The 21,257-nt window shown below is 72.3% G+C and carries 18 protein-coding genes; 15 read left to right on the plus strand and 3 right to left on the minus strand.

What is annotated here, in order from left to right; genetic code table 11:
- Window position 1: 1 nt before the first annotated feature.
- Genes ACFRAL_RS10425 through ACFRAL_RS10480 form a run of 12 tightly spaced genes read left to right on the plus strand, consistent with a single transcriptional unit; the run spans window position 2 to window position 13,086 of the window.
- Complete coding sequence (locus ACFRAL_RS10425) at window positions 2-583, plus strand: acyltransferase (protein ID WP_378882814.1); 582 nt, start codon at window positions 2-4, stop codon at window positions 581-583.
- Window positions 580-1,677, plus strand: coding sequence for a DegT/DnrJ/EryC1/StrS family aminotransferase (locus ACFRAL_RS10430; protein WP_378882479.1), 1,098 nt, complete (start codon window positions 580-582; stop codon window positions 1,675-1,677). Before ACFRAL_RS10425 ends, ACFRAL_RS10430 begins: the two co-directional genes overlap by 4 nt.
- Complete coding sequence (locus ACFRAL_RS10435; RefSeq protein WP_336398445.1) at window positions 1,677-2,663, plus strand: Gfo/Idh/MocA family oxidoreductase; 987 nt, start codon at window positions 1,677-1,679, stop codon at window positions 2,661-2,663. Before ACFRAL_RS10430 ends, ACFRAL_RS10435 begins: the two co-directional genes overlap by 1 nt.
- Entirely contained in the window at window positions 2,660-3,646 is a 987-nt protein-coding gene (locus ACFRAL_RS10440) for a glycosyltransferase family 2 protein (protein WP_336398446.1), read from the plus strand. Before ACFRAL_RS10435 ends, ACFRAL_RS10440 begins: the two co-directional genes overlap by 4 nt.
- Window positions 3,630-4,058: a GtrA family protein gene (locus ACFRAL_RS10445; protein ID WP_336398447.1), complete on the plus strand. Its 429-nt coding sequence runs from the start codon at window positions 3,630-3,632 to the stop codon at window positions 4,056-4,058. The genes ACFRAL_RS10440 and ACFRAL_RS10445 overlap by 17 nt, the downstream gene beginning before the upstream one ends.
- Window positions 4,055-5,479 (plus strand): hypothetical protein, encoded by a 1,425-nt coding sequence (locus tag ACFRAL_RS10450; RefSeq protein WP_378882484.1) that lies wholly within the window; start codon window positions 4,055-4,057, stop codon window positions 5,477-5,479. Before ACFRAL_RS10445 ends, ACFRAL_RS10450 begins: the two co-directional genes overlap by 4 nt.
- A 3-nt stretch (window positions 5,480-5,482) precedes the next feature.
- Window positions 5,483-6,673 carry a hypothetical protein gene (locus ACFRAL_RS10455; protein WP_378882487.1) on the plus strand — a complete coding sequence of 397 codons (1,191 nt, stop codon included), beginning with the start codon at window positions 5,483-5,485 and terminating at the stop codon, window positions 6,671-6,673.
- A gap of 36 nt (window positions 6,674-6,709) precedes the next feature.
- Window positions 6,710-8,494 (plus strand): ABC transporter ATP-binding protein, encoded by a 1,785-nt coding sequence (locus ACFRAL_RS10460; protein ID WP_336398450.1) that lies wholly within the window; start codon window positions 6,710-6,712, stop codon window positions 8,492-8,494.
- A complete protein-coding gene (locus tag ACFRAL_RS10465) occupies window positions 8,491-9,579 on the plus strand; it encodes a glycosyltransferase (RefSeq protein ID WP_378882491.1) in 1,089 nt (362 codons plus the stop codon). The genes ACFRAL_RS10460 and ACFRAL_RS10465 overlap by 4 nt, the downstream gene beginning before the upstream one ends.
- On the plus strand, window positions 9,576-10,724 hold the full coding sequence (locus tag ACFRAL_RS10470) for a glycosyltransferase (protein WP_378882494.1): 1,149 nt from the start codon (window positions 9,576-9,578) through the stop codon (window positions 10,722-10,724). The genes ACFRAL_RS10465 and ACFRAL_RS10470 overlap by 4 nt, the downstream gene beginning before the upstream one ends.
- A complete protein-coding gene (locus ACFRAL_RS10475; RefSeq protein WP_378882496.1) occupies window positions 10,721-11,950 on the plus strand; it encodes a glycosyltransferase in 1,230 nt (409 codons plus the stop codon). Before ACFRAL_RS10470 ends, ACFRAL_RS10475 begins: the two co-directional genes overlap by 4 nt.
- Window positions 11,947-13,086, plus strand: a complete 1,140-nt coding sequence (locus tag ACFRAL_RS10480; protein ID WP_336398454.1) for a glycosyltransferase family 1 protein — start codon at window positions 11,947-11,949, stop codon at window positions 13,084-13,086. The genes ACFRAL_RS10475 and ACFRAL_RS10480 overlap by 4 nt, the downstream gene beginning before the upstream one ends.
- A 12-nt stretch (window positions 13,087-13,098) precedes the next feature.
- Here ACFRAL_RS10480 and ACFRAL_RS10485 read toward each other — a convergent pair whose 3' ends face one another.
- The gene (locus tag ACFRAL_RS10485) at window positions 13,099-14,169 is read right to left on the minus strand and encodes a glycosyltransferase (RefSeq protein WP_336398455.1); all 1,071 of its coding nucleotides are present in this window, start codon (window positions 14,167-14,169) and stop codon (window positions 13,099-13,101) included.
- Window positions 14,166-15,272 (minus strand): glycosyltransferase, encoded by a 1,107-nt coding sequence (locus tag ACFRAL_RS10490; protein WP_378882500.1) that lies wholly within the window; start codon window positions 15,270-15,272, stop codon window positions 14,166-14,168. The genes ACFRAL_RS10485 and ACFRAL_RS10490 overlap by 4 nt, the downstream gene beginning before the upstream one ends.
- Window positions 15,273-15,333: 61 nt before the next feature.
- Between ACFRAL_RS10490 and wecB the strand changes: the two genes are divergently transcribed.
- On the plus strand, window positions 15,334-16,395 hold the full coding sequence (wecB, locus tag ACFRAL_RS10495) for a non-hydrolyzing UDP-N-acetylglucosamine 2-epimerase (protein WP_378882503.1): 1,062 nt from the start codon (window positions 15,334-15,336) through the stop codon (window positions 16,393-16,395).
- 21 nt (window positions 16,396-16,416) lie between these two features.
- Here the strand turns inward: wecB and ACFRAL_RS10500 are convergent, their stop codons facing one another.
- Window positions 16,417-18,399 (minus strand): cell wall-binding repeat-containing protein, encoded by a 1,983-nt coding sequence (locus ACFRAL_RS10500; protein WP_378882506.1) that lies wholly within the window; start codon window positions 18,397-18,399, stop codon window positions 16,417-16,419.
- A gap of 105 nt (window positions 18,400-18,504) precedes the next feature.
- Between ACFRAL_RS10500 and ACFRAL_RS10505 the strand changes: the two genes are divergently transcribed.
- Window positions 18,505-19,914 carry a cell wall-binding repeat-containing protein gene (locus ACFRAL_RS10505; RefSeq protein ID WP_378882509.1) on the plus strand — a complete coding sequence of 470 codons (1,410 nt, stop codon included), beginning with the start codon at window positions 18,505-18,507 and terminating at the stop codon, window positions 19,912-19,914.
- Window positions 19,915-19,962: 48 nt separating this feature from the next.
- Window positions 19,963-21,255 carry a nucleotide sugar dehydrogenase gene (locus ACFRAL_RS10510; RefSeq protein ID WP_378882512.1) on the plus strand — a complete coding sequence of 431 codons (1,293 nt, stop codon included), beginning with the start codon at window positions 19,963-19,965 and terminating at the stop codon, window positions 21,253-21,255.
- Window positions 21,256-21,257 lie beyond the last annotated feature (2 nt).

Here is a 21,257-nt window from a genome sequence, read left to right on the forward strand (position 1 = left end):
CATGGACTCGGCCGACGTCTCTCCTGATGCGGTCATCGGCGACGGGACGTCGGTCTGGCACCTCGCCCAGGTGCGCGAGCGCGCCGTGATCGGGCGACGCTGCATCATCGGCCGCGGCGCCTACGTCGGCACGGGAGTGCAGATGGGCGACGACTGCAAGGTGCAGAACTACGCCCTGGTGTACGAGCCTGCTCGGCTGGCCGACGGCGTCTTCATCGGCCCGGCGGTGGTGCTCACGAACGACACGTACCCGCGCGCCATCAACGCCGACGGCTCGCAGAAGAGCGCCGCGGACTGGGAGCCGGTGGGGGTGACCATCGAGCGGGGAGCGTCGATCGGGGCTCGCGCGACGTGCGTCGCGCCGGTGACCATCGGCGCCTGGGCGACGGTCGCGGCCGGCGCGGTCGTCGTCAAGGACGTCCCCGCCTACGCGCTGGTCGCGGGCGTGCCCGCTCGCCGCATCGGCTGGGTCGGGCCCGCGGGGGTCCCGCTGACCCGCGCCGAGGGGGAGCACTGGGTGTGCCCGCGCACGGGCGCCCGATTCATCGAGATCGACGGAACACTGACCGAGGAGACCGCGTGAGCGAGTTCATCCCCCCCGCCAAGCCCATCATCGGCGACGAGGAGCGCGAGGCGGTCGATCGTGTGCTGCGCAGCGGCATGGTCGCGCAAGGGCCGGAGGTGGCGGCGTTCGAGAGCGAGTTCTCGGCGCACTTCGTGCAGGGCAGGCCGGTGGTGGCGGTGAACTCGGGGACCTCGGGGCTGCACCTGGGCCTGCTGGCAGCGGGCGTCGGCCCCGGCGACGAGGTGATCGTGCCGTCGTTCACGTTCGCCGCGACCGGCAACTCGGTCGCGCTGACCGGCGCGACGCCGGTGTTCGCCGACATCGAGCCCGAGACGTTCACCCTCGACCCCGCCGCGGTCGCCGCTGCGATCACGCCCCGCACCCGCGGCATCCTGCCGGTGCATCTCTACGGGCATCCCGCGCGCATGCGCGAGCTGTCGGCGATCGCCGAGAAGCACGGCGTGGCCCTCTACGAGGACGCCGCGCAGGCGCACGGCGCCTCGCTGGACGGCACCCCGGTGGGCGCGTTCGGCGTGTTCGCGATGTTCTCGCTGTACCCGACGAAGAACATGACCAGCGGCGAGGGCGGCATGGTGTCCACGGCGACGGAGGAGATCGCGCGCGGCGTGCGACTGCTGCGCAACCAGGGCATGGAGCGGCAGTACGAGAACGAGGTCATCGGCTTCAACGCGCGGATGACCGACATCCACGCCGCGATCGGCCGGGTCCAGCTGACGAAGGTCGACGCGTGGACGCGCACGCGCCGGCAGAACGCCGCCTTCCTCGACGCGAACCTGCGCGGCGTGGTGGTTCCCGCGGTCGCCGACGGCGCCGTCCACGTGTACCACCAGTACACCGTCCGGGTCCCGGAGGACCGCGACGGGTTCGTGCGCGCGCTGCGCGAGGAGCACCAGGTCGGCAGCGGCGTGTACTACCCGATCCCCAACCACCGGCTGCCGTCGCTGGCCCCGTTCGCCCCGGGCCTGGACCTGCCCGAGACCGAGCGGGCCGCGGGCGAGGTCGTGTCGCTGCCGGTGCACCCCTCGCTGTCGGCGGCGGACCTGGATCGCATCGTGACCGCCGTCGACGCGGTCGCCGGGGCCGGCTCCTGATGGCCGCGCTGCGAGCCGGACTTCTCGGGATCGGCATGATGGGGCGCCACCACGCCCGCGTGCTGCGCGACCTCGACGGCGTCGAGCTCGTCGCCATCGCCGACCCGGCGGGAGACCCGCACGGTGTCGCCGGCGACCTGGAGGTGCTTCCCGACATCGAGTCCCTCATCGCCCGGGGACTGGACCTCGCGGTGGTCGCCGTGCCCACCCGCTACCACGAGGACGCGGCGCTCAAGCTGGCCGCGGCCGGCGTGCACTGCCTCGTCGAGAAGCCGATCGCCGAGTCGGTGGACGCCGGGCGCCGGATGACCGACGCGTTCGCGGCGGCGGGCCTCGTCGGAGCGGTCGGGCACATCGAGCGCTTCAACCCCGCGCTGCAGGAGCTGCGCCGCCGCCTGGCCGCCGGCGAGCTGGGCGCGGTCTACCAGATCCAGACCCGCCGGCAGGGTCCGTTCCCGTCCCGCATCGCCGATGTCGGGGTGGCCAAGGACCTCGCCTCCCACGACGTCGACCTCACCGCGTGGGTCGCGCAGAGCGAGTACGCCACGGTGTTCGCGCAGACGACGTTCAAGAGCGGGCGGCAGCACGAGGACATGATCGCGATCGCGGGACGACTGGAGTCGGGGGTGATCGTGAACCATCTGGTGAACTGGCTCAGCCCGATGAAGGAGCGCGTCACCGTGGTCACGGGGGAGAAGGGCGCCTTCGTCGCCGACACCGCGACCGGCGACCTCACCTTCTACGCCAACGGCACGATCCCGCTGGAGTGGGAGTCCGTGACGGCGTTCCGGGGCGTCTCCGAGGGCGACGTCACCCGCTACGCGTTCGCCAAGCGCGAGCCGCTGCGCGTGGAGCACGAGGCCTTCCGCGACGCCGTGCTCGGCAAGCCCAGCGACGTCGTCACGATGGAGCAGGGACTTCGCACCCTGGCCGTCGTGGAAGCGGCGCTGGACTCCGCGAAGCAGGGGACCTCCGTCACGCCATGAGCGCGCCCGAAGCGACGGGATCCTCGGACGCGGCAGCGGACAGCCGCCGCACCGTGACGATCCTCGTCCCCGTGTTCAACGAGCAGGACGTCCTCGACCAGTTCTACGGCGTCCTGGACGGAGTGCTCGCCGGGCTCCCCGCCTACGCGTTCGAGATCCTCTTCGTCGACGACGGCAGCGACGACGCGACAGCCGACAGGATCGTGGCCCTGGCGGGCGCCGACCCGCGCATCTCGCTCATCCGCCTGAGCCGCAACTTCGGCAAGGAGAGCGCCATGCTCGCCGGGCTCGATGCGGTGACCACCGACGCCGTCATCCTGATCGACGTCGACCTGCAGGACCCGCCCGGGCTCATCGCCGAGATGCTCGCGGCGTGGGAGGAGGGCTACGACGACGTCTACGCCCGGCGGCGGAGCCGCGCCGGCGAGACGATGCTCAAGCGCACCACCTCGCGCTGGTACTACCGCCTGCTGCAGCGCACCACCCGCATCAAGATCCAGTCCGACACCGGCGACTTCCGGCTCCTGGACCGGCGCTGCATCGATGCGCTGATCTCGCTCCGCGAGGGCGAGCGCTACACGAAGGGCCTCTACAGCTGGGTCGGCTTCCGCAAGAAGGAGATCCTGTTCGACCGGGCGCCGCGCGCCGGCGGACGGTCGAAGTGGGACTACCCCGGCCTGGCCAACCTCGCGATCGACGGCATCACCTCGTTCACCACCGCCCCGCTGCGGATCTCCACCTTCCTCGGCCTGCTGGTGTCGCTGGCGGCCTTCATCTATCTGGTCGTGATCATCGTCCGCACGCTCCTCTTCGGGATCGATCTGGCCGGCTACCCCTCGACGCTGGCCGTCATCCTCTTCCTGGGCGGCGTGCAGCTCATCTCCCTCGGCATCATCGGGGAGTACATCGGCCGGATCTTCACCGAGACGAAGCGCCGTCCGGTCTACATCGTCCAGGAGCATCGACGTGGCCGAGCGGGATAGCCGGGCGGGACGCCCGCTGCGCTTCCTCGTGGTGGGCGTAGCGAACACGCTCCTGGACATCGCGCTCTTCCTCCTGCTCACCGCGTGGGGCGTTCCAGTGATCATCGCGAACATGATCTCCACCGCCGTGGCGCTGTGCTTCAGCTTCCTGCTGAACCGCGCCTACACGTTCCGCGCCGGTGCCGGCGTGGTGGGGCAGGCCGTGCGCTTCCTCGCGGTCACGCTCATCGGACTCTGGGTGCTGCAGCCCGTCATCATCCAGGCCATGCTCGCCCTCATCGGCGATCAGCTGCCGTCGACCGCCGCGCTGCTCATCGCCAAGGGCGTCGCCACGGTGGCCTCGCTGACGTGGAACTACCTGCTGTACAGCGCCGTCGTGTTCCGCGACCGTTCCAGCGGGGGACGCACGTGAGGTACGCGCGCATCGCGCGCGAGGCCGCCCTCCTCGTCGTCGCCGGGCTGTTCGTGCTGCTGCTGTCGGGGACCACGAGTCCGCTCGGGCCGTGGTACGGCGGCGACAGCGCGCTGTTCCGGGTGATCGGCACCGCGATGGCCCAGGGAGAGGTGCTGTACCTCGACATCTGGGATCACAAGGGCCCGGTGCTCTTCCTGTTCCAGTGGCTCGCGCAGCTGCTCATCCCCGGCCGCATGGGGCTGTTCGTCATCCAGGTGCTGCTCCTGTACGCCTCGCTGTCGATGATCACGGCGTTCGCCCGCCGATTCGTCGGTCCGCTGCTCTCGATCGCCGTGCTGGCGTGCACCCTCGGCTACCTCGCACCCGCGTACGAGCACGGGAACCTCAGCGAGGAGTTCTCGATGCCGTTCATCGTGCTCGCGCTGGTCATCCTCACGCGCGAGTGGGTGACGGGACGACGTTCCTCGCCGTGGCTCTTCGGCGTCGCCGGCGCCGCTTTCGCCGCGGTCGTGTTCATCCGCATCAACAACGCGCTGCCGATCTTCGCGGCGTTCGTGGCGTGCTTCGTGTGGATGCTGGTGGCGCGGCGCCCCTTCCTGCGGCCGCTGCTGTTCTCGATCGGAGGGTTCTTCGCCGTCACGGCGGCCATCGTGGCCGGGTTCGCACTGGCGGGCGCCCTCGCGCCGATGCTCGACGCCACGTTCCTCTTCAACCTCCGCTACGCCCGCAACGACTCGGTGTCCGCCGAGCGGCTGTTCGCGAACGGCTACGCCTACGTCGCCCTCGCGGGGATCGTCGCGCCCCTCATCGGCGGCGTCGTGGATGCGCAGCACCGGCGTCGCGGGAGCTTCCTCCTGCTCGGATGGTGTCTCGCGGCCGCCACGGCGCTCGCGCTGCTCATGTCGTCGACCGGGTACTTCCACTACCTCCAGGTCGCGGTGCCCGGGGTGGCCGTCGGCGCCGCGCTCGCGCTGCAGGCCGTCACCCGCCGACTGCAGGTGCACGTGCTGGCGGCGACGCTCGCCGTCGCGCTGCCGCTGGTGGCCGTGAACGTCGGGCGCGAGCAGATCGCGCGGGAGCGGTCGCAGGAGCCGGCGTACGCGGCCGCCGTGGCCGACATCCTCGACGGCGTCCCCGAGGCCGACCGCGACGCCGTCTACGCGTGGAACGTGAACCCGAAGTACTTCCTCATGGCCGACACGCTGCCCGTGCAGCGGTACTTCACGATGCAGGAGTGGTGGGGCAGCGCGGACGAGCGCGTGCTGGACGAGGCGCTCGGCTACGTGCGGGCGGAGCAGCCGCAGTGGATCCTCACCTCCTCGGTCGGCGACCCGCGCATGCAGGAGATCCTCGCGGAGGATTACGTGGAGAAGGCGCGCAACGCCTCTTTCGTGCTCTTCGAGCGGGCCTCGGGCTGAGCCGTGGGGCTGCGCTCGCGCCTGGCCGCCGCGCCCGTCGTCCGGCGGGCGTGGCACGCGGCGGACGCGCGCAGGTCGGCGCGCGCCGCCGGCACGACGCGCGTGCGGCGCGCCGCAGCCCGCCTCTTCATCGGCCCGGTCAACTCCGCCGGACAGGGCTTCGCCTGGGCGCGCGCGGCGGAACGGCTTCCCGGTGTCGCCGCCGCGGACTTCATGTACCGCGATGCCGCGGATGTCTTCGGGTTCCGTGCCGACCACTCCGTCGGGACGGTGTTCTTCCGGACGAACCGCCCGTGGCAGCGCGCCCAGCGCCGCGCGATCCTGCGCCGGTTCTCGCACGTCATGATCGAGTCGGGCCGTCAGGTGCTCGGGCCGGACGAGACCGTGGACGAGCAGATCGCGCGCATGCGTGCGAAGGGCATCTCGGTGGCGCTCGTCTTCCACGGCAGCGACCTGCGGATTCCGAGCGCGCACCTCGCCCGGGAGCCCGACTCGCCCTTCCACGCCACGGGATATCCCGAGACCCCCCGGCTCGAGGAGATCGCCCGGCGCAACCATCGCCTCATCGACGTCTCGGGGCTGCCGGTCTTCGTCTCGACCCCCGATCTGCTCGAGGACGCGCCCGGTGCCACCTGGCTTCCCGTCGTCGTGGACCCGGAGCGGTGGCGCAGCGCCGCGCCCGCGGCGCCGCTCATGCGCGAGAGACCGGTCGTCGTCCACGCCCCGAGCAACGCGGGGCTGAAGGGCAGCGACCTCATCGCCGAGACCCTCCGCCGCCTCGACGCCGAAGGCGTCGTCGAGTACCGCGAGCTGTCGGGCGTGCCGGCCGGCGAGATGCCCCGGCACTACGGCACCGCCGACGTCGTGCTCGATCAGTTCTCGCTCGGCATCTACGGGGTGGCCGCGTGCGAGGCGATGGCGTCGGGCCGCCTGGTGATCAGCCATGTGAGTGCGTCCGTGCGCAGCACGGTCGAGACCGTCGCCGGGCACCGGCTCCCCATCCTCGAGTCCACCGCCGCCGACCTGGAGGAGACGCTGCGCGCGGTCGTCGCGGCGCCCGCCGCGTACCGTGAGATCGCCGCGCGCGGCCCGCGATTCGTCGCCGAGGTGCACGACGGCCGGCGTTCGGCGCTCGTGCTCGCGTCCTTCCTGAACGTCGAGCCAGCAGCGTCGTCGCGGCCCGTGGAAGAATAGCCTGATGCCCTCCGACCTGCCTCGCGGCGTGCGCCCATGAAGATCGTCTACCGCACGTTCCGCGAGCTCGTCCCGTGGCTCCCCTCGGATGCGCGCAGCTACCTCACGCGCTACATCATCGTCTCGTGCCTGCTCGCGGCCATCGACATCGCGGCGATCATGCTGCTGGCCGTCAGCCTCGCGCCGATGATCTCCGGCGCACCGATCCGGTTCCCCATCATCGGCGAGCTCGGCGTGGACGCCGTCGTCTGGGTGTTCGGGCTCGTCGCGGTCCTCATCCTCGTGAAGTCCGCCCTCGCACTGGCGCAGCAGTGGTTCGCCACCCGCCGGTTCGCCGCCTTCGAGCTGGAGGTCGGACGCCACCTGTTCGACAGCTACATCAAGGCCCCGTGGACCCATCGCCTCGCGCGCAACACCGCGCAGATCGTCCGCATCGCCGACGTCGGGATCGCCAACGCCACCGCCGGCTTCCTCCTCCCGATCGTGCAGCTGCCGGCCCTGGCCGTCAGCTTCGTGCTGATCGTCGTCGTGCTCGTCATCGCGCAGCCGCTCACCGCGCTCATCACCGTCGTGTACCTCGGGCTGATCATGGCGATCCTCTACTGGATCGTCTCGGCGAAGTCCGTGCAGGCCGGCCGGGTGTCGCGCGACTACTCGCTGAAGGTCGCGGCGCTGATGACCGAGATGGTCCAGGCGCTCAAAGAGATCACGCTGCGCAACAAGGTCGGCGAGATCGCCGACGTCGTGCAGGAGAACCGCCGGCACAGCACCCGGGCGCGCGCGAACATGAGCTTCCTGTCGTCGCTGCCGGTCTTCGTGCTGAACGCCGCGCTGGTGGGAGGCTTCATCCTCATCGGCGGTGTGGGCTACGCGTACGGAGGGCTGTCGACGGCCGTGGCATCCGTCGCGCTCTTCGCCGTCGCGGGGTTCCGGCTCATCCCCTCGCTGACGGGGTTCCAGTCGATCGTGACCACCACCACCGCCAACGTGCCGCACGTGCAGGGCGTGATCTTCGACATCAAGGCCTCCCAGATCCACATCGAGGCGGCCGAGCGGCTCGGGCGCGAGCCGATCGTCGGAACCCCCGACGCGCTGCGGATGCGCGGCGTGTCGTTCGGGTACCCCGGACACGAGGACACCCCGGCGCTGCACGACATCGACCTGGACATCCCCATCGGAAGCTCGCTCGCCCTCGTCGGCTCGTCGGGAGCAGGCAAGTCGACGCTCGTGGACGTGCTGCTGGGCCTGCTCGTGCCCCAGCAGGGGACGATCATGCTGGGGACCCAGGATCTCAACGACGTCCTCGCCGCGTGGCGCTCGCGGGTCGGCTACGTGCCCCAGGACGTGGCGCTGTTCGACGGGACGATCGCCCAGAACGTCGCGCTGTCGTGGGACGACGCCGACATCGACTTCGACCGCGTGCGCGAGGCCCTCGTGCGGGCCCAGCTCTGGGACACCGTCGCGGTGCGCGAGGGCGGCATGCGCGGGCGGATCGGCGAACGCGGCCTGGCGCTGTCGGGCGGCCAGCGCCAGCGGCTGGGCATCGCCCGCGCGCTCTACAGCGATCCGCTCATCCTCGTGCTCGACGAGGCGACCAGCGCCCTGGACACGAAGACCGAGTCGCTGGTGACGTCCGCGATCCGGGGCCTCAAGGGCGAGGTGACGATCGTGTCGGTCGCGCACCGCCTCTCGACGATCCGCGACAGCGACCTCATCTGCTTCCTCCAGGACGGGACGATCGCCGCGCGGGGCTCGTTCGACGAGCTCGTGGCCGCCGTGCCGAACTTCGCCGAGCAGGCTCAGCTGGCCGGGCTGGCATGACCGCACCGTACGTCGACGTCGTCATCGCGTGCCACGACGAGTCCCGCCCCATCGAGCGCGCGGTCGCCTCGGTCTTCGCCGACGCCGACGTGCGCCGTGACGTGCGGGTGACCGTCGTGGCCCATGGGCTGCCGGCGGAGCCGTTCCGTCAGCGCCTGTCCGGGATGGACGGCGATGTGCGCGTGGTCTCGCTCGTGGACGGCATCCGCAGCGCCGCCGGTCCGTTCAACCACGGGCTGTCGCTCGCCGACGGCGAGTACTGCGCGGTGATGGGATCCGATGACTTCCTCGAGCCGGGCGCGATGGCGGGGTGGATCCGCCACGCCCGGGCGCATCGACCGGACGCGGTGATCGCGCCGCTGCGGATCGACGGCCAGACGCGCATGCCCAACCCGCTGGTGAGACTCGGCCGCCGCAACCGGCTCGACGCCGCGAAGGATCGGCTGTTCTACCGGACCGCGCCCCTCGGGCTGATCCGCACCGCCACGATGCGGGCGATGGGTCTGCGCATGGTCGAGGGCCTCCCGGTGGGGGAGGACTTCGAGTTCAGCATCCGCCTGTTCGCGACATCCTCCCGCGTCGATCTCCCGGCGGCGCCGTGCTACGTCATCGGAACCGACGCGCGCGAGCGGACGACCCATGCGCCGCTGCCGGCGGAGGACGTGCTCCGGCCGCTCGTCCGGCTCCTCGACGACGGCGTCGTCGCCGGCCTCGCCGAGCCGCATCGCCGCGCACTGGCGGTCAAGCTCATCCGCGTCAGCGTCGTGGGGATCGCCCGAGGGCGAGACCGCGGCGCCTGGCGCGACGACGCCGAGGTCGCCTTCGTCGCGGGGGTCCTCCGGCGTCTGATCGCCGTGGCCCCGGGGGTGCTGACGCCGTTCAACCGCCAGGACCGGCGCGTGCTCGACGGTCTCCTCCGTGAGCCGACGATCGACCGCGTCACCGGAGACGCCGCGCGCGCGGCATCCGCCGGCCGCCGGGATCGGTGGCTGACCCCCGATGTCGTGCACAGCCTCGCCCGCGAGGCGACGCTGCGGCGCTACCTGCTGTACTTCCTCACCCGCGAACGGAAGCCGAGGCGATGAGTCCCCGTCCGACCATGCTGATCCTGTCGTACTCGCCGATCGCGCGGGACGCCCGCCTGCTGAAGCAGGTCGCGCGCTTCACCCAGCGCTTCGACGTCACCACGTGCGGGTACGGACCGGCGCCGGAGGGCGTCGTCGAGCACATCACCATTCCGGACGACCAGCGCTACAACGACCTCAACGGGTCGCTCATCACGCTCAAGCGGTACCGGCCGGCGTACTGGCGGCTGTCCGCCGTCGCCTGGTCGCGGCAGGCGCTGAAGGGTCGCCGCTTCGACGTGGCTATCGCCAACGACGTCGAGGCGGTCCCGGTGGCGGTCAAGCTCCGTCCGCGCCACGGCGTGCTCGCCGACCTGCACGAGTACAGCCCGCGCCTGCACGACGACAACCCCGCGTGGTTCGCGCGCATCACCCCGTGGTTCGAGTGGGTCGTGCGGCGCTATGTCGCGAAGGCCGACGCGTGGACGACGGTGAGCAGGGGGATCGTCGACGAGTACGAGAGGAACTTCGGGTTCCGCGCGGAGCTGGTGACCAACGCCGCGCCGTACCAGGACACCGCCCCCACGCCCGTGGGGACGCCGATCCGCCTCGTCCACAGCGGGGCGTGCCTGCGCAACCGCCAGCTGCACGTCATGGCCGAGGCCGTCGACGCCGCGAGCAACGACGTCACCCTCGACTTCTACCTGACGGCGAACGATCCGCCCTACCTGCAGGAGCTGAAGGACTTCGCCGCCTCGTCCGCGCGCGTGGTGGTGCACGACCCCGTGCCGTACGCCCAGCTCGCCGAGACGCTCAACGGCTACGACGTCGGCATCCACGTGCTGCCGCCGATCAACTTCAACAACAAGCTCGCGCTGCCGAACAAGATCTTCGACTACGTGCAGGCGCGGCTGGGCGTCGTGATCGGGCCGTCCGAGGAGATGGTGTACTACACCGACCACTACGGCATCGGCGAGGTCGCGGCCGACTTCACGCGCGAGGCCACGCAGGAGGCGATCGAGCGGCTCACCCCGGAGTCCGTCGCCCGGTTCAAGGCGAACGCGGACGCGAGCGCCGCCGAGCTGGCGGGGGAGCGGCAGGTGGACGTCTGGGATGCCGTCGTTCAGCGCCTCATGTCGCGGAGGCGGGGACTCCTCCGGCGATGAGTCGACTGCTGCTCTTCACCAACGACTATCCGTACGCGACCGGCGACACGGTCTTCGTCGAGAAGGAGATCAGGAGCCTCGCCGCATCCTTCGACGACGTCGTCGTCTTCTGCCACGCGCGCGACACCTCGCCCGGTCTCGTGCCGATGCCGGCCAACGTCCGGCTGGGCGGGAACCTGTTCGAGCGGTCCGCGGAAGACAGCCTCTGGACGCCGCTGCGGCCCCGGATGCTGGCGCTGGCGGCCGCCGCCGCGTGGCGGGAGCTCGTCGCCGGGCGGCTGCGGGGGCACGTCCGCCTGTTCCTGATGGGGGCTCGCGTGGGAATCACGCAGGCTCGCCGGCGTGCGGTGCGCGAGGCGATCGCCGAGAGCCCGGACACCGTCGCCTACGCGTTCTGGGGCATGGGCGGGGGCCTCGCCATCTCATGGCTCACCGGGGTGCGCCGCAGGGTGGTCCGCCTGCACGGCTACGACCTCTACGAGGACCGGCAGCCGAGCGGATACCTGCCGTTCCGCCGCTTCCTCCTTGCCCGGGTGGACCGGGTGCTGACGGTGTCGGAGCACGGACGCCGGTACCTGTCGCAGGCGTACGCCGACCCGCGCGTGGACGCGAAGGTGACGGTGAGCCGGCTCGGCGTCGGCGGTCCGGCGGAGCTGCGCAGGCCCCCGCGCGGCCGGGAGCGCGTGGTCGTCTCGTGCTCCGCGGTGATCCCGCTCAAGCGCGTGCCGCTGATCTGGGAGTCGCTCAGCGCGCTGCACCGCCGCGCACCTGAGACGCCGCTGCGGTGGGTCCACTTCGGCGGGGGCGAGGGCCTCGGCGAGCTGGAGCGGCTGACCTCCGCCGCCGGCGCCGGCATCGCCGTCGACCTCCGCGGCGACACCCCTAACCGCGACGTGCTGCGCTTCTACGAGGAGAACCGGGTGGACGCGTTCGTCAATCTCAGCACCAGCGAGGGGCTGCCGGTCAGCATCATGGAGGCCGTCGCGTGGGACATCCCGGTCGTCGCGACGGCGGTGGGGGGAACGCCCGAGCTCGTGGGACCTGAGCTCGGCACCGGCGAGCTGGTCGCAGGGGATGCCGGAGCCGACGCCGTCGCCGCCGTGCTCGAGCGCGTCCTCGAGGCGGACGACGGCACGTACCGTCCGCGCGGGGTGTGGGAGCAGGAGTTCGACGTCGAGAAGACCGGCCGGCGCGCCGCCGACCTGGTGAGGGGAGGCGCGAGGTGACCGGTGCGCGCAGGTCCCTGCTGATCGTCTCCTTCTCGCCGATCGTGTCCGATGCCCGGCTGCTCAAGCAGATCGCGGTGTTCCGCGACGAGTACGACATCGTGACGTGCGGGTACGGTCCGGCTCCGGAGGGCGTGGCCGAGCACATCTCCATTCCCGAGGAGCTCGCCGTCTGGCGCTACCCGCGGCTGCTGGTGATCCTCCGGCAGTACCGGCGGGCGTATCGGGGCAACGCCGCGATCGCCGCGGCCACGCGGGCGCTGGCCGGGCGGACGTTCGACGTCGCGATCGCGAACGACGTCGACGCCGTCGGCGTCGTCCTCGCCACCGGGGTGCGCGACGGGGTCCACGCCGATCTCCATGAGTACTCGCCCCGGCAGCACGAGGAGCTGCTGCGCTTCCGCCTCTTCGTCAAGCCGTTCATCGAGTGGATGTGCCGCCGCCACGTCGCCCGCGCCGACTCGTGGACGACGGTCAGCGCGGGCCTCGCGCGCGCGTACGAGAAGCGGTTCGGCTTCCGTCCGGACGTCGTCACCAACGCCGCGCCGTACGTCGACGCCGAGCCGACGCCCTGCCACCGGCCCCTTCGCCTCGTGCACTCCGGCGCAGCGCTGCGCAACCGGCACCTGGGCGTCCTCGTCGACGGCGTGCTCGCCGCTCGCGAGGCGACGCTGGACCTCTACCTCACACCGAACGACCCCGGCTACCTCGAGGAGCTGCGTGCCGTCGCCGCGCGGTCTAAGCGCATCACCCTCCACGATCCGGTGCCCTACCGGCAGCTGCCCGAGACGCTCCGGGGCTACGACGTGGGCGTCCACATCCTGCCGCCGGTCAACTTCAACAACCGCTGGGCCCTGCCCAACAAGATCTTCGACTACGTGCAGGCCAGGCTCGGCGTGATCTGCGGTCCTTCGCCCGAGATGGCCGAGTACGTCAGGCGGTACGGCATCGGCTGGGTCGCCGAGGACTTCACGGCGCCGGCGCTCACGCGGACGATCGACGCCCTGACGCCGTCGGCCGTCGACGCGGCCAAGGCCGCCTCCCACGCGCATGCCCGGGAGCTCTCGAGCGAGAGCCAGGTCGCGATCTGGAAGCGGGCCGTCGACGCCCTGCCCCAGCGACCGGCCGTGGGCTGAGGCCGGCGCGACTCAGAGGAGCTGGAGAGCGGATGCCGCGGCCATGCGCAGCCCCGCCTCGCGGTGGAAGGTGCAGCGCAGGTCGCGGGGGAGCAGGGTGCCCGGAGCGCCGAAACGGCGGCGTCGCACCGCGGCACGCAGCAGATCGGCGGCGGGCACGCCGGGGTCCCTGATCGCATCGAGCAGAGCGCGGTCGCGGCGCGCGAGCACCCGTTCGATGCCGTGCCCGGCGGCCACCAGGCGGTCGGCGACGCCCGCGAGCGCGCGGCGCTCCACCGCGGTCCACATCGCCGGATCCGGGCGGTTGAGCACCGCACCGAACACGTGCACCCGCAGGAGCTTGACGACGACCGCGGCCTGCCGATCCGCTGTCGCGCCGGTGAACGCCTCCTCCGCGAACAGCGCGTCGAGCCACTGGAACTCGATCTCGAGGGGCCGGATCAGCGTCGTGGTGCGGGACTGCGCGTCGGCGTGCACGAGGTAGGCGGGGCCGCGCCGGTCGTACGCGATCGGCTGGCCCGACAGCCACAGCCGCGTGACGAACGGGATGTCCTCGCCGACCGGCAGACCGACGGGGAAGCGGAGGTCGCCGAAGGGGTCGCGCGAGAAGAGCCCGAGCGGGGCGGAGCGGTAGCTGAGCCTGTCCCGGACGGGGTCCAGGCCGGCGGTGCGACCGGGACGGGTCGGCGGCGTGGGGACCGCCCGCCCGCCCGCGTGCCGGACCCGCGCGATGACCACCCGCGCCCCGGCCCGATCGGCCCGTGCCAGCCACGAATCCATCGCGCCCGGCTCCAGCTCGTCGTCCGAGCCCATCACCGCGCGGAACTCGGCGGTGGCTGCGTCCAGGCCGGCGTTGAACGGGCCGGCAGGGCTCGGGATGCCGTCGCGCAGCTCCTGCGTGCGCAGGCGGGGATCCTCGGCGAACGGCGAGAGCCGCTCCAGGACCGGTGCCGGCTCGGTGTTGTGGACCACCACGGTGACCCGGACGGGCGCGGTGGTGCCGCCGAGCACGCTGCCGACGGCGCGCTCGATGGGGCGGGTGGGGTCATGGACCGCGATGACGACATCGACGCGCGGAGTCATCGGCCCGCCCCGCGCGCGGCGCCGGCCGTCGCGTACGCATCCTCGTAGGCGGCGCGCACGCGCGCGCGGGAGAACGCGTCGCCGATGGTCGACGCGACGAGCTCGGGGTCGCTCGCCGCCGCGAGGACCTCCTCGATCGCGTCGGCGTAGGCGCCGGCGGCCCGCTCGGCGACCAGGCGCCCGTTCGCCGGGGTGACGTACTCGCGCTGGCCGCCCACGGCCCCGATCACGGCGGGGCGGCCGCGGACGATCGCCTCGGCCGCCGACACGCAGAAGTTCTCGCCCCTGGTCGGGAGGAGGAACACGCGGGCGGCGTCGATCGCCGCCGCGACCGCCTCGGGGGAGACGGCACCGGGAAGCGTCAGGCGCTCCAGCACGCCCGCGTCGCGCGCGTGCTGGACGACCGCCTCGCGGAGAGGACCGTCGCCCTGCCAGCTGAGCGCCGCGTCATGGCCGCGGTCGACGAGCTCGCGGACGACGTCGACCGCGAGCAGCGGGTCCTTGCCGTCCACCAGGCCTCCGGTCGCCGTCAGCCTCAGGCCGTCCGCCTCGGACGGCCACGAGGCCAGGCGTCCGGCCGGTTCGACGATGCACGGGACCACCCGCACCTCGCCCGGGCGCGAGCGCCGGATCGGCGCGGCGAGGAACTCGCAGACGGCCGTGACGACGTCGGGGCGGCGCAGCAGCGGACGGAGCACCCGGCCGATGACCTGCCACACCGGACTGACGGACTCCGGCCTGCTGATCCCCGACCAGTGCTCGGTGTGGACCCACGGCAGGCGCGGCCCGCGGGCCGCGAACGGCAGCAGGGCGCTGAACGCCTGCGTGTGGAGGACGTCGGCCTTCCGCAGGTGCGCCTCGAGCGCGCGCCTGGCCCGCAGCCAGTGGAACGGGGCGGACGTGCGCATCGGGATGCGCGTCACCCTCACCGGCGAGCCGGCGTCGGCGGCGGCATCCGCCGGCGACAGCAGAGCAGGCGAGGCGAGGTGGACGACGTGCACATCGTGGTCCTCGGCCAGTGCGTGCGCGTCCTTGGCGACGAAGGCGCCGGACGACGGGGCTGCCTGCGACGGATACCACGTCGTCACGAGCAGGATTCGCACGCGTCCACGTTACCCAACGGCTCGCAGGCCGCGCGTCGGCGACTGTCTAGACTGGTGCCCCGTGAAGATCGTCAGCGTCGTGGGCGCGCGCCCGCAGTTCGTCAAGCTCGCCCCCATCGACAAGGCGATGCGTGCCGCCGGAGTCGAGCACGTCATCGTCCACACCGGGCAGCACTACGACCCGATGCTCTCGGACGTGTTCTTCGACGACCTCGGGATCGCAGCGCCCGACGTCCATCTGGGCGTGGGCAGCGGCTCGCACGGCGTGCAGACGGGGTCCATGCTGTCGGCCCTCGACGGGGTGTTCGACGCGCAGCAGCCCGACTGGGTGCTCGTGTACGGCGACACGAACTCCACGGTCGCCGCGGCGCTCAGCGCCGTCAAGATGCACCTGCCTGTCGCGCACCTCGAGGCCGGCCTGCGCAGCTTCAACCGACGCATGCCCGAGGAGCACAACCGGGTGCTCACCGACCATGCCGCCGACCTGCTCCTGGCGCCGACGAAGGTGGCGGTCGACCACCTCGCGGCCGAGGGGCTCGCCGAGCGCACCGTCCTCGTCGGCGACGTGATGACCGATGTGCTGTACGAGGTGCGCGACGAGCTGGCGGGGCGCGCGTCGTCGCTCGTCTCGGAGCTCGGCGTGGCGCCGGGCGGGCACTACGTGGCGACCATCCATCGCGCCGAGAACACCGACGACCCCGCACGGCTCGCGGAGATCGCCGGCGCGCTGGCGTCGCTGGACAAGCCCGTCGTCCTGCTCGCGCACCCCCGCGTCGTCGCCAAGGCGGCGGCCCACGGCATCCCGCTCACGGAGGGCTCGCTGATCTCGCACGGTCCGCTCGCGTACCCCGACCTCATCGCCGCGGTGATGCACAGCGCGGGCGTCGTCACCGACTCCGGCGGACTGCAGAAGGAGGCGTTCCTGCTGCGCGTGCCGTGCACGACGGTGCGCACCGAGACCGAGTGGGTCGAGACCGTCGACCTCGGGTGGAACGTGCTCGCGGGGACGCGGGCAGAGATCGCCGCGGGCGTGACGAGGCCTCGCCCGGCCGACACGGCGGCGGCCCCGTACGGCGACGGCCGCGCCGCACAGCGCGTCGTCGCGGAGCTCGCGGCGCGCTGACCCCCGCTGCGCGGACGGCCGCTACTGCGGCGGCCCGTCCTCCCAGCCCAGCGGCAGGCTCGGCGGCGCCGCGAAGCGCGCGGCGGGCGGCGTCCAGTCCTGTCGCAGCAGGTTCGCCCAGTCGCCGAACCGCTGGTCGCCCGTCAGCCGGGCCACCGTGTCGAGCTGCCACGAGTGGATGGGGTGGTAGGCGGAGTTCTGCCACAGCGGGCTCTGGCAGTAGACGTCCTGCACGCAGTAGTACGAGATGCCTCCGGGCACGCGGATGCGGGGCATAATCTGCAGCGCCGTCGTCGCGGCGCCGTCCAGGTAGCGATGCACCGTCTCGTCCCCGGTGAGCCGCCAGTAGTCGTAGAGCCCGAACAGCGCGAAGACGTGCCCGTTGAACACGAGCAGCGGCGGCTGATTGCCGGCGTACTCCTCGAAGAACAGCAGGCCGTCGTCGACCATCGTCTGCCACGGCAGCGCGCCGTCCCGCTGCTGCGGGAAGCTCGCCCACGTGCGGTCGGCCGCCGTCCGCCAGCGCTCCTCGCCGGTCTCCTCGTACAGCCGGACGAACAGCGACAGCGCCTGACCCTGAGCCATCCCCGACCACCACGGCGTGAGCATCGTGCGCTGGTAGTAGGTCCAGCGGAACGTGTACGGGAACCACCACGCCCCTGCGCGCTCGGTGCGGATCTGCGAGAGGCGCTCGGCGTGCCGGACGGCACGGTCGAGCCACATCTGTTCGCCGGTCTTCTGAAACTCCATGAGCGCCGAGATCCCGTACTGCGCGTAGGCGACGGGGTGGTCGGCGCGCACGCTGGGGGTGCCGCGGGTGAGGTAGATGCGCAGGCCGGTCTCGTCGAGCTCGATCGCGGGGTCGTCCACGTTGACCGGGGCGCGATCCGAGTACGGGATCGCCGCCTGCGCATCGAACGCCAACCCGCTGGTCGCCCAGGTCGGCGCGGGGGCGGGGACGAACGGGCACGGGGTGTTCTCCGCCGCCGCCGCGGACACCACGCCCTCGCCGCCGACGACGAACAGGTGCGAGCCGACGCCGGCCACGAGGCCGCTGGTCGGCGCCGGCACGCAGTCGGTCCTCGTCAGGAGCACCGGAGCGTGCAGCGCACCGGCGCGGGCGCCGGCCGAGAGCGCGTCGGGGAAGTCGAGCCCGGTCGCGAGGAACGCCGACGGCGGGTTCGCCCCGAAATACGTCGTCGCGATCTCGTCCGCGGTCGCGAACCGGTCGGCCCCTGCCAGGCGCCCGACCTCGAAGCCCGCCGTGCGCAGCTGCTGCTCGATGCCCACATCGACGGCGCCGACCCCGCCCGCGATCGTGACGCGGCTCACGTTCCAGCGATCGAGGGCGGTGAGCGTCGCGTCCGGCAGTGCCGGCTGCGCGCCGTCCACGAGCAGGAGGGGGTCGCCGGCCGAGCCGGCTGCCGCGCCGGCGGCGAGGGCGTCGGCGAACCCGCGGCCCGTCGCGATCACGATCGAATCGTCCGCCGTGAAGACCTTCTCGACGATGGCGGATGCCGTCGCATAGCGGTCCGATCCGCCGATGCGATCGGCGTCGGCGACGGTGCGCAACTGCGTGAGGACGGCATCCGACACGGCTCCCGGACCACCGAGGACGAGAATGCGCTCGGGATCCAGCCGCACGAGCTCGTCCTTCACCGCGGGCGGCAGCACATTGTGCGGGGTCAGCAGCAGCGGCCCGCCCAGGTGTGCGGCGGCCGCGGCGCCCGCAAGGGCGTCGGGGAAGTTCGCACCCGCCGCCACGACTGCGGTCCCGACGCCGGGCTCGAACTCCTGCGAGATCGCGACGGAGGTGTCGTAGCGGGTGGGGCCGGCCAGGCGCGTGGTCTCGGCCTGCACCGTCGCCGAGACGGCCGCCGGAGCGCGCCGCCCCGCCTCCGCCGGCAGCGTGCCGGCGCCCGCGGACGCGGGGATCCCGGCGACGACGAGCGCGGCTGCGAGCGCGATCGTCGCGCCTGCGCGCGACAGGGGATAGGAGCCCAAGATCCGTCCTCAGAAAGTGGTGCCACGTCGATGCGGACCCTGCGGTTCCACCGTGCTACCGTTTGGCGATTCTCATCCCATCCTCTCCTGAAACTGGTCCACTCGATGACGCGTGTTCCCCTCGTCGCGGCTGCCTTCGTGGCCGCAGCCGCATTCTCGCTCCTCTCCGCGGCGCCCAGCGTCGCGCAGCCGCTCGTCGAGGCGCCCGCGGGCGCCTCGGGGCCGGCGGCTCCGACACGGCTGGTGTCGTTCGCGACGCCGCCGACGGACCCGGCCAAGGGCAACGTCAACGTCGGGGTCATGTACAAGAGCACGTGGCTGTCGCCGCTGTCCCAGGTCGAGATCAGCCTGTGGAAGCTGGACGAGGGCACGGGCTACTACGTGCAGCTGCCGTCGGTCGGCTGGAGCGGTGACTTCGACGACTGGACCTCGCAGGACCTCGAACCCGGCACGTACTCCATCCGCTTCCTGGCCAGCGACGTCTCCATCGGCCTGGAGTGGTACAACGACGCGCGCTACTTCTTCGAGTCGGAGGACCTGATCGTGACGGCCGGCCAGACGGTGGACCTCGGCACGGTGATCCTCGACGAGCGCTACTTCGACGTCGGCAGGGTGTTCGGCGGGAGCAGGTTCGAGACCGCCGCCGAGATCTCGCGGTGGGCGGTGCCCCCCGGGTCGAGCCCCGACGTGGTCTACGTGACCAACGGCATGACGTACCCCGACGCGCTCGCGGCCGGACCCGCCGCGATCCTGCAGGGCGGCGTGCTCCTGCTCACCTACGCGACGTCGCTGCCGCAGGCGACGAGCGACAGGCTCGCCGAGCTCGATCCCGCACGCGTCGTCGTCGTGGGCGGCCCCGGCGCCGTGTCCGACGGGGTGCTGAACGCCATCAAGGCGGTCCTGCCCGGGACGGCCGTCGACCGCGTGGGCGGCACCAGCCGCTACGACACGGGCGAGAACATCGTGCGCGACGCCTACGACGCGGGGGCGGACGTGGCGATCATCGCGACCGGCCGGAACTATCCCGACGCCCTCGCGGCCGGCCCGGCGGCCGGCGTCATGGGTGCGCCGGTGATCCTCGTCGACGGCACCGCCTCGACCCCCGCCGCCGAGACGCTGACGCTGCTGGACGAACTCGGCGTGCAGCAGGTCATCATCGCGGGCGGCACCGGTGCGGTCTCGGCCGGCATCGAGAGCGGCCTCGCCGCGCACGGGATCGGCGAGGTCGTCCGCATCGCCGGCACCAGCCGCTACGCCACCGCGGCCCAGCTGAACGCCGCGGTCTTCGGCGTCGCGGAGGACTCCTTCCTCGCGAACGGGATGAACTTCCCCGACGCGCTGGCAGGAGCTCCGCTGGCGGGAGCGTGGGGCGCGCCGCTGTTCCTGACGCCTCCCACGTGCGTGGGCGTGGACGCCGCCGACGGCATCATCTCCCACCGCGCCAACGGGGTGTGGCTGCTCGGCGGCACCGGCGCCCTGTCGGCCGACGTCGAGGATCTGCTGCTCTGCCCGTGAGGTCTGGCGCGGGCGGCGCCCGGCGCCGCCCGCCCTAGACTGGAATCCATGCGCATCGCCGTCGTGGCCCTCGGAAAGATCGGGCTTCCCCTCGCCGTCCAGTTCGCCGATTCGGGCCACGAAGTGATCGGCGTCGACGTCAACGCGGCGACGGTCGACAGCATCAACGCCGCCGTCGAGCCGTTCCCGGGCGAAGCGCACCTGCAGGACAAGCTCGCCGAGCTCGTCCCCGCCGGGCGCCTTCGGGCCACCACCGACTACGCCGACGCCGTCCCCGGCGCGGACGCGGTCGTGCTCGTGGTCCCGCTCTTCGTGGACGACGCCACGTGGGAGCCGGATTTCGCATGGATGGATGCCGCGACCCGGTCTCTCGCGCAGCACCTCACGCCCGGCACGCTGGTCTCGTACGAGACGACGCTGCCGGTCGGCACGACGCGAAGCCGCTGGAAGCCGATGCTCGAAGAGGGGTCGGGTCTCGTCGAGGGTTCGGACTTCCATCTCGTCTTCTCGCCGGAGCGCGTCCTCACCGGCCGGGTGTTCGCCGACCTGCGCAAGTACCCCAAGCTCATCGGCGGCCTGTCCGAGGCGGGAGCGCAGCGCGCCCGCGAGTTCTACGAGTCGGTGCTGCAGTTCGACGAGCGCGATGACCTCGCGCGGCCCAACGGCGTCTGGGACCTCGGAAGTGCCGAGGCGGCCGAGATGGCGAAGCTGGCCGAGACGACGTACCGCGACGTCAACATCGGACTGGCCAATCAGTTCGCCCTCTTCGCCGCCGAGCACGGCATCGACGTCTACCAGGTCATCGAGGCGTGCAACTCGCAGCCCTACAGCCACATCCACCGTCCCGGGATCGCGGTCGGCGGTCACTGCATCCCGGTGTACCCGCGGCTGTACCTCTCGACCGACCCCGGCGCCGACATCGTGCGCACGGCGCGCATGCTCAACGCGTCCATGCCCGGCCGTCTCGTCGAGCAGGCGGCGGGTCTCCTCGGCTCGCTCGACGGCACCCGCGCCGTCGTCCTCGGCGCGGCCTACCGCGGCGGCGTCAAAGAGACGGCGTTCTCGGGCGTGTTCCCGACGGTCGAGGCGCTCACGCAGCGCGGCGCCGACGTCCGCGTGCACGACCCGCTGTACAGCGACGACGAGCTGCGCGCCCTCGGCTTCGAGCCGTACCGGCTCGGCGATCACGTCGACCTCGCCGTCCTCCAGACCGACCACGGCGACTACCGCGCGCTGACCCCGGCCGATCTGCCCGGCATCCGCCTCCTCGTCGACGGCCGCAACGCGACGGATGCGGCCGCCTGGGCCGGCACGCCGCGCGTCGTCGTCGGAGCGGGCTGAGC

The sequence above is a fragment of the Microbacterium sp. NPDC056736 genome (genome assembly GCF_042790415.1).
Taxonomy (GTDB): Bacteria; Actinomycetota; Actinomycetes; order Actinomycetales; family Microbacteriaceae; genus Microbacterium.

Coding starts and splice junctions, on each gene's coding strand:
- ACFRAL_RS10485 (WP_336398455.1), bottom strand. CDS start 14,169: ATGACTCCGCGCGTCGATGTCGTCATCGCGGTCCATGACCCCACCCGC.
- ACFRAL_RS10510 (WP_378882512.1), top strand. CDS start 19,963: ATGCGCATCGCCGTCGTGGCCCTCGGAAAGATCGGGCTTCCCCTCGCC.
- ACFRAL_RS10460 (WP_336398450.1), top strand. CDS start 6,710: ATGAAGATCGTCTACCGCACGTTCCGCGAGCTCGTCCCGTGGCTCCCC.
- ACFRAL_RS10505 (WP_378882509.1), top strand. CDS start 18,505: ATGACGCGTGTTCCCCTCGTCGCGGCTGCCTTCGTGGCCGCAGCCGCA.
- ACFRAL_RS10470 (WP_378882494.1), top strand. CDS start 9,576: ATGAGTCCCCGTCCGACCATGCTGATCCTGTCGTACTCGCCGATCGCG.
- ACFRAL_RS10435 (WP_336398445.1), top strand. CDS start 1,677: ATGGCCGCGCTGCGAGCCGGACTTCTCGGGATCGGCATGATGGGGCGC.
- ACFRAL_RS10465 (WP_378882491.1), top strand. CDS start 8,491: ATGACCGCACCGTACGTCGACGTCGTCATCGCGTGCCACGACGAGTCC.
- ACFRAL_RS10440 (WP_336398446.1), top strand. CDS start 2,660: ATGAGCGCGCCCGAAGCGACGGGATCCTCGGACGCGGCAGCGGACAGC.
- ACFRAL_RS10475 (WP_378882496.1), top strand. CDS start 10,721: ATGAGTCGACTGCTGCTCTTCACCAACGACTATCCGTACGCGACCGGC.
- ACFRAL_RS10425 (WP_378882814.1), top strand. CDS start 2: ATGGACTCGGCCGACGTCTCTCCTGATGCGGTCATCGGCGACGGGACG.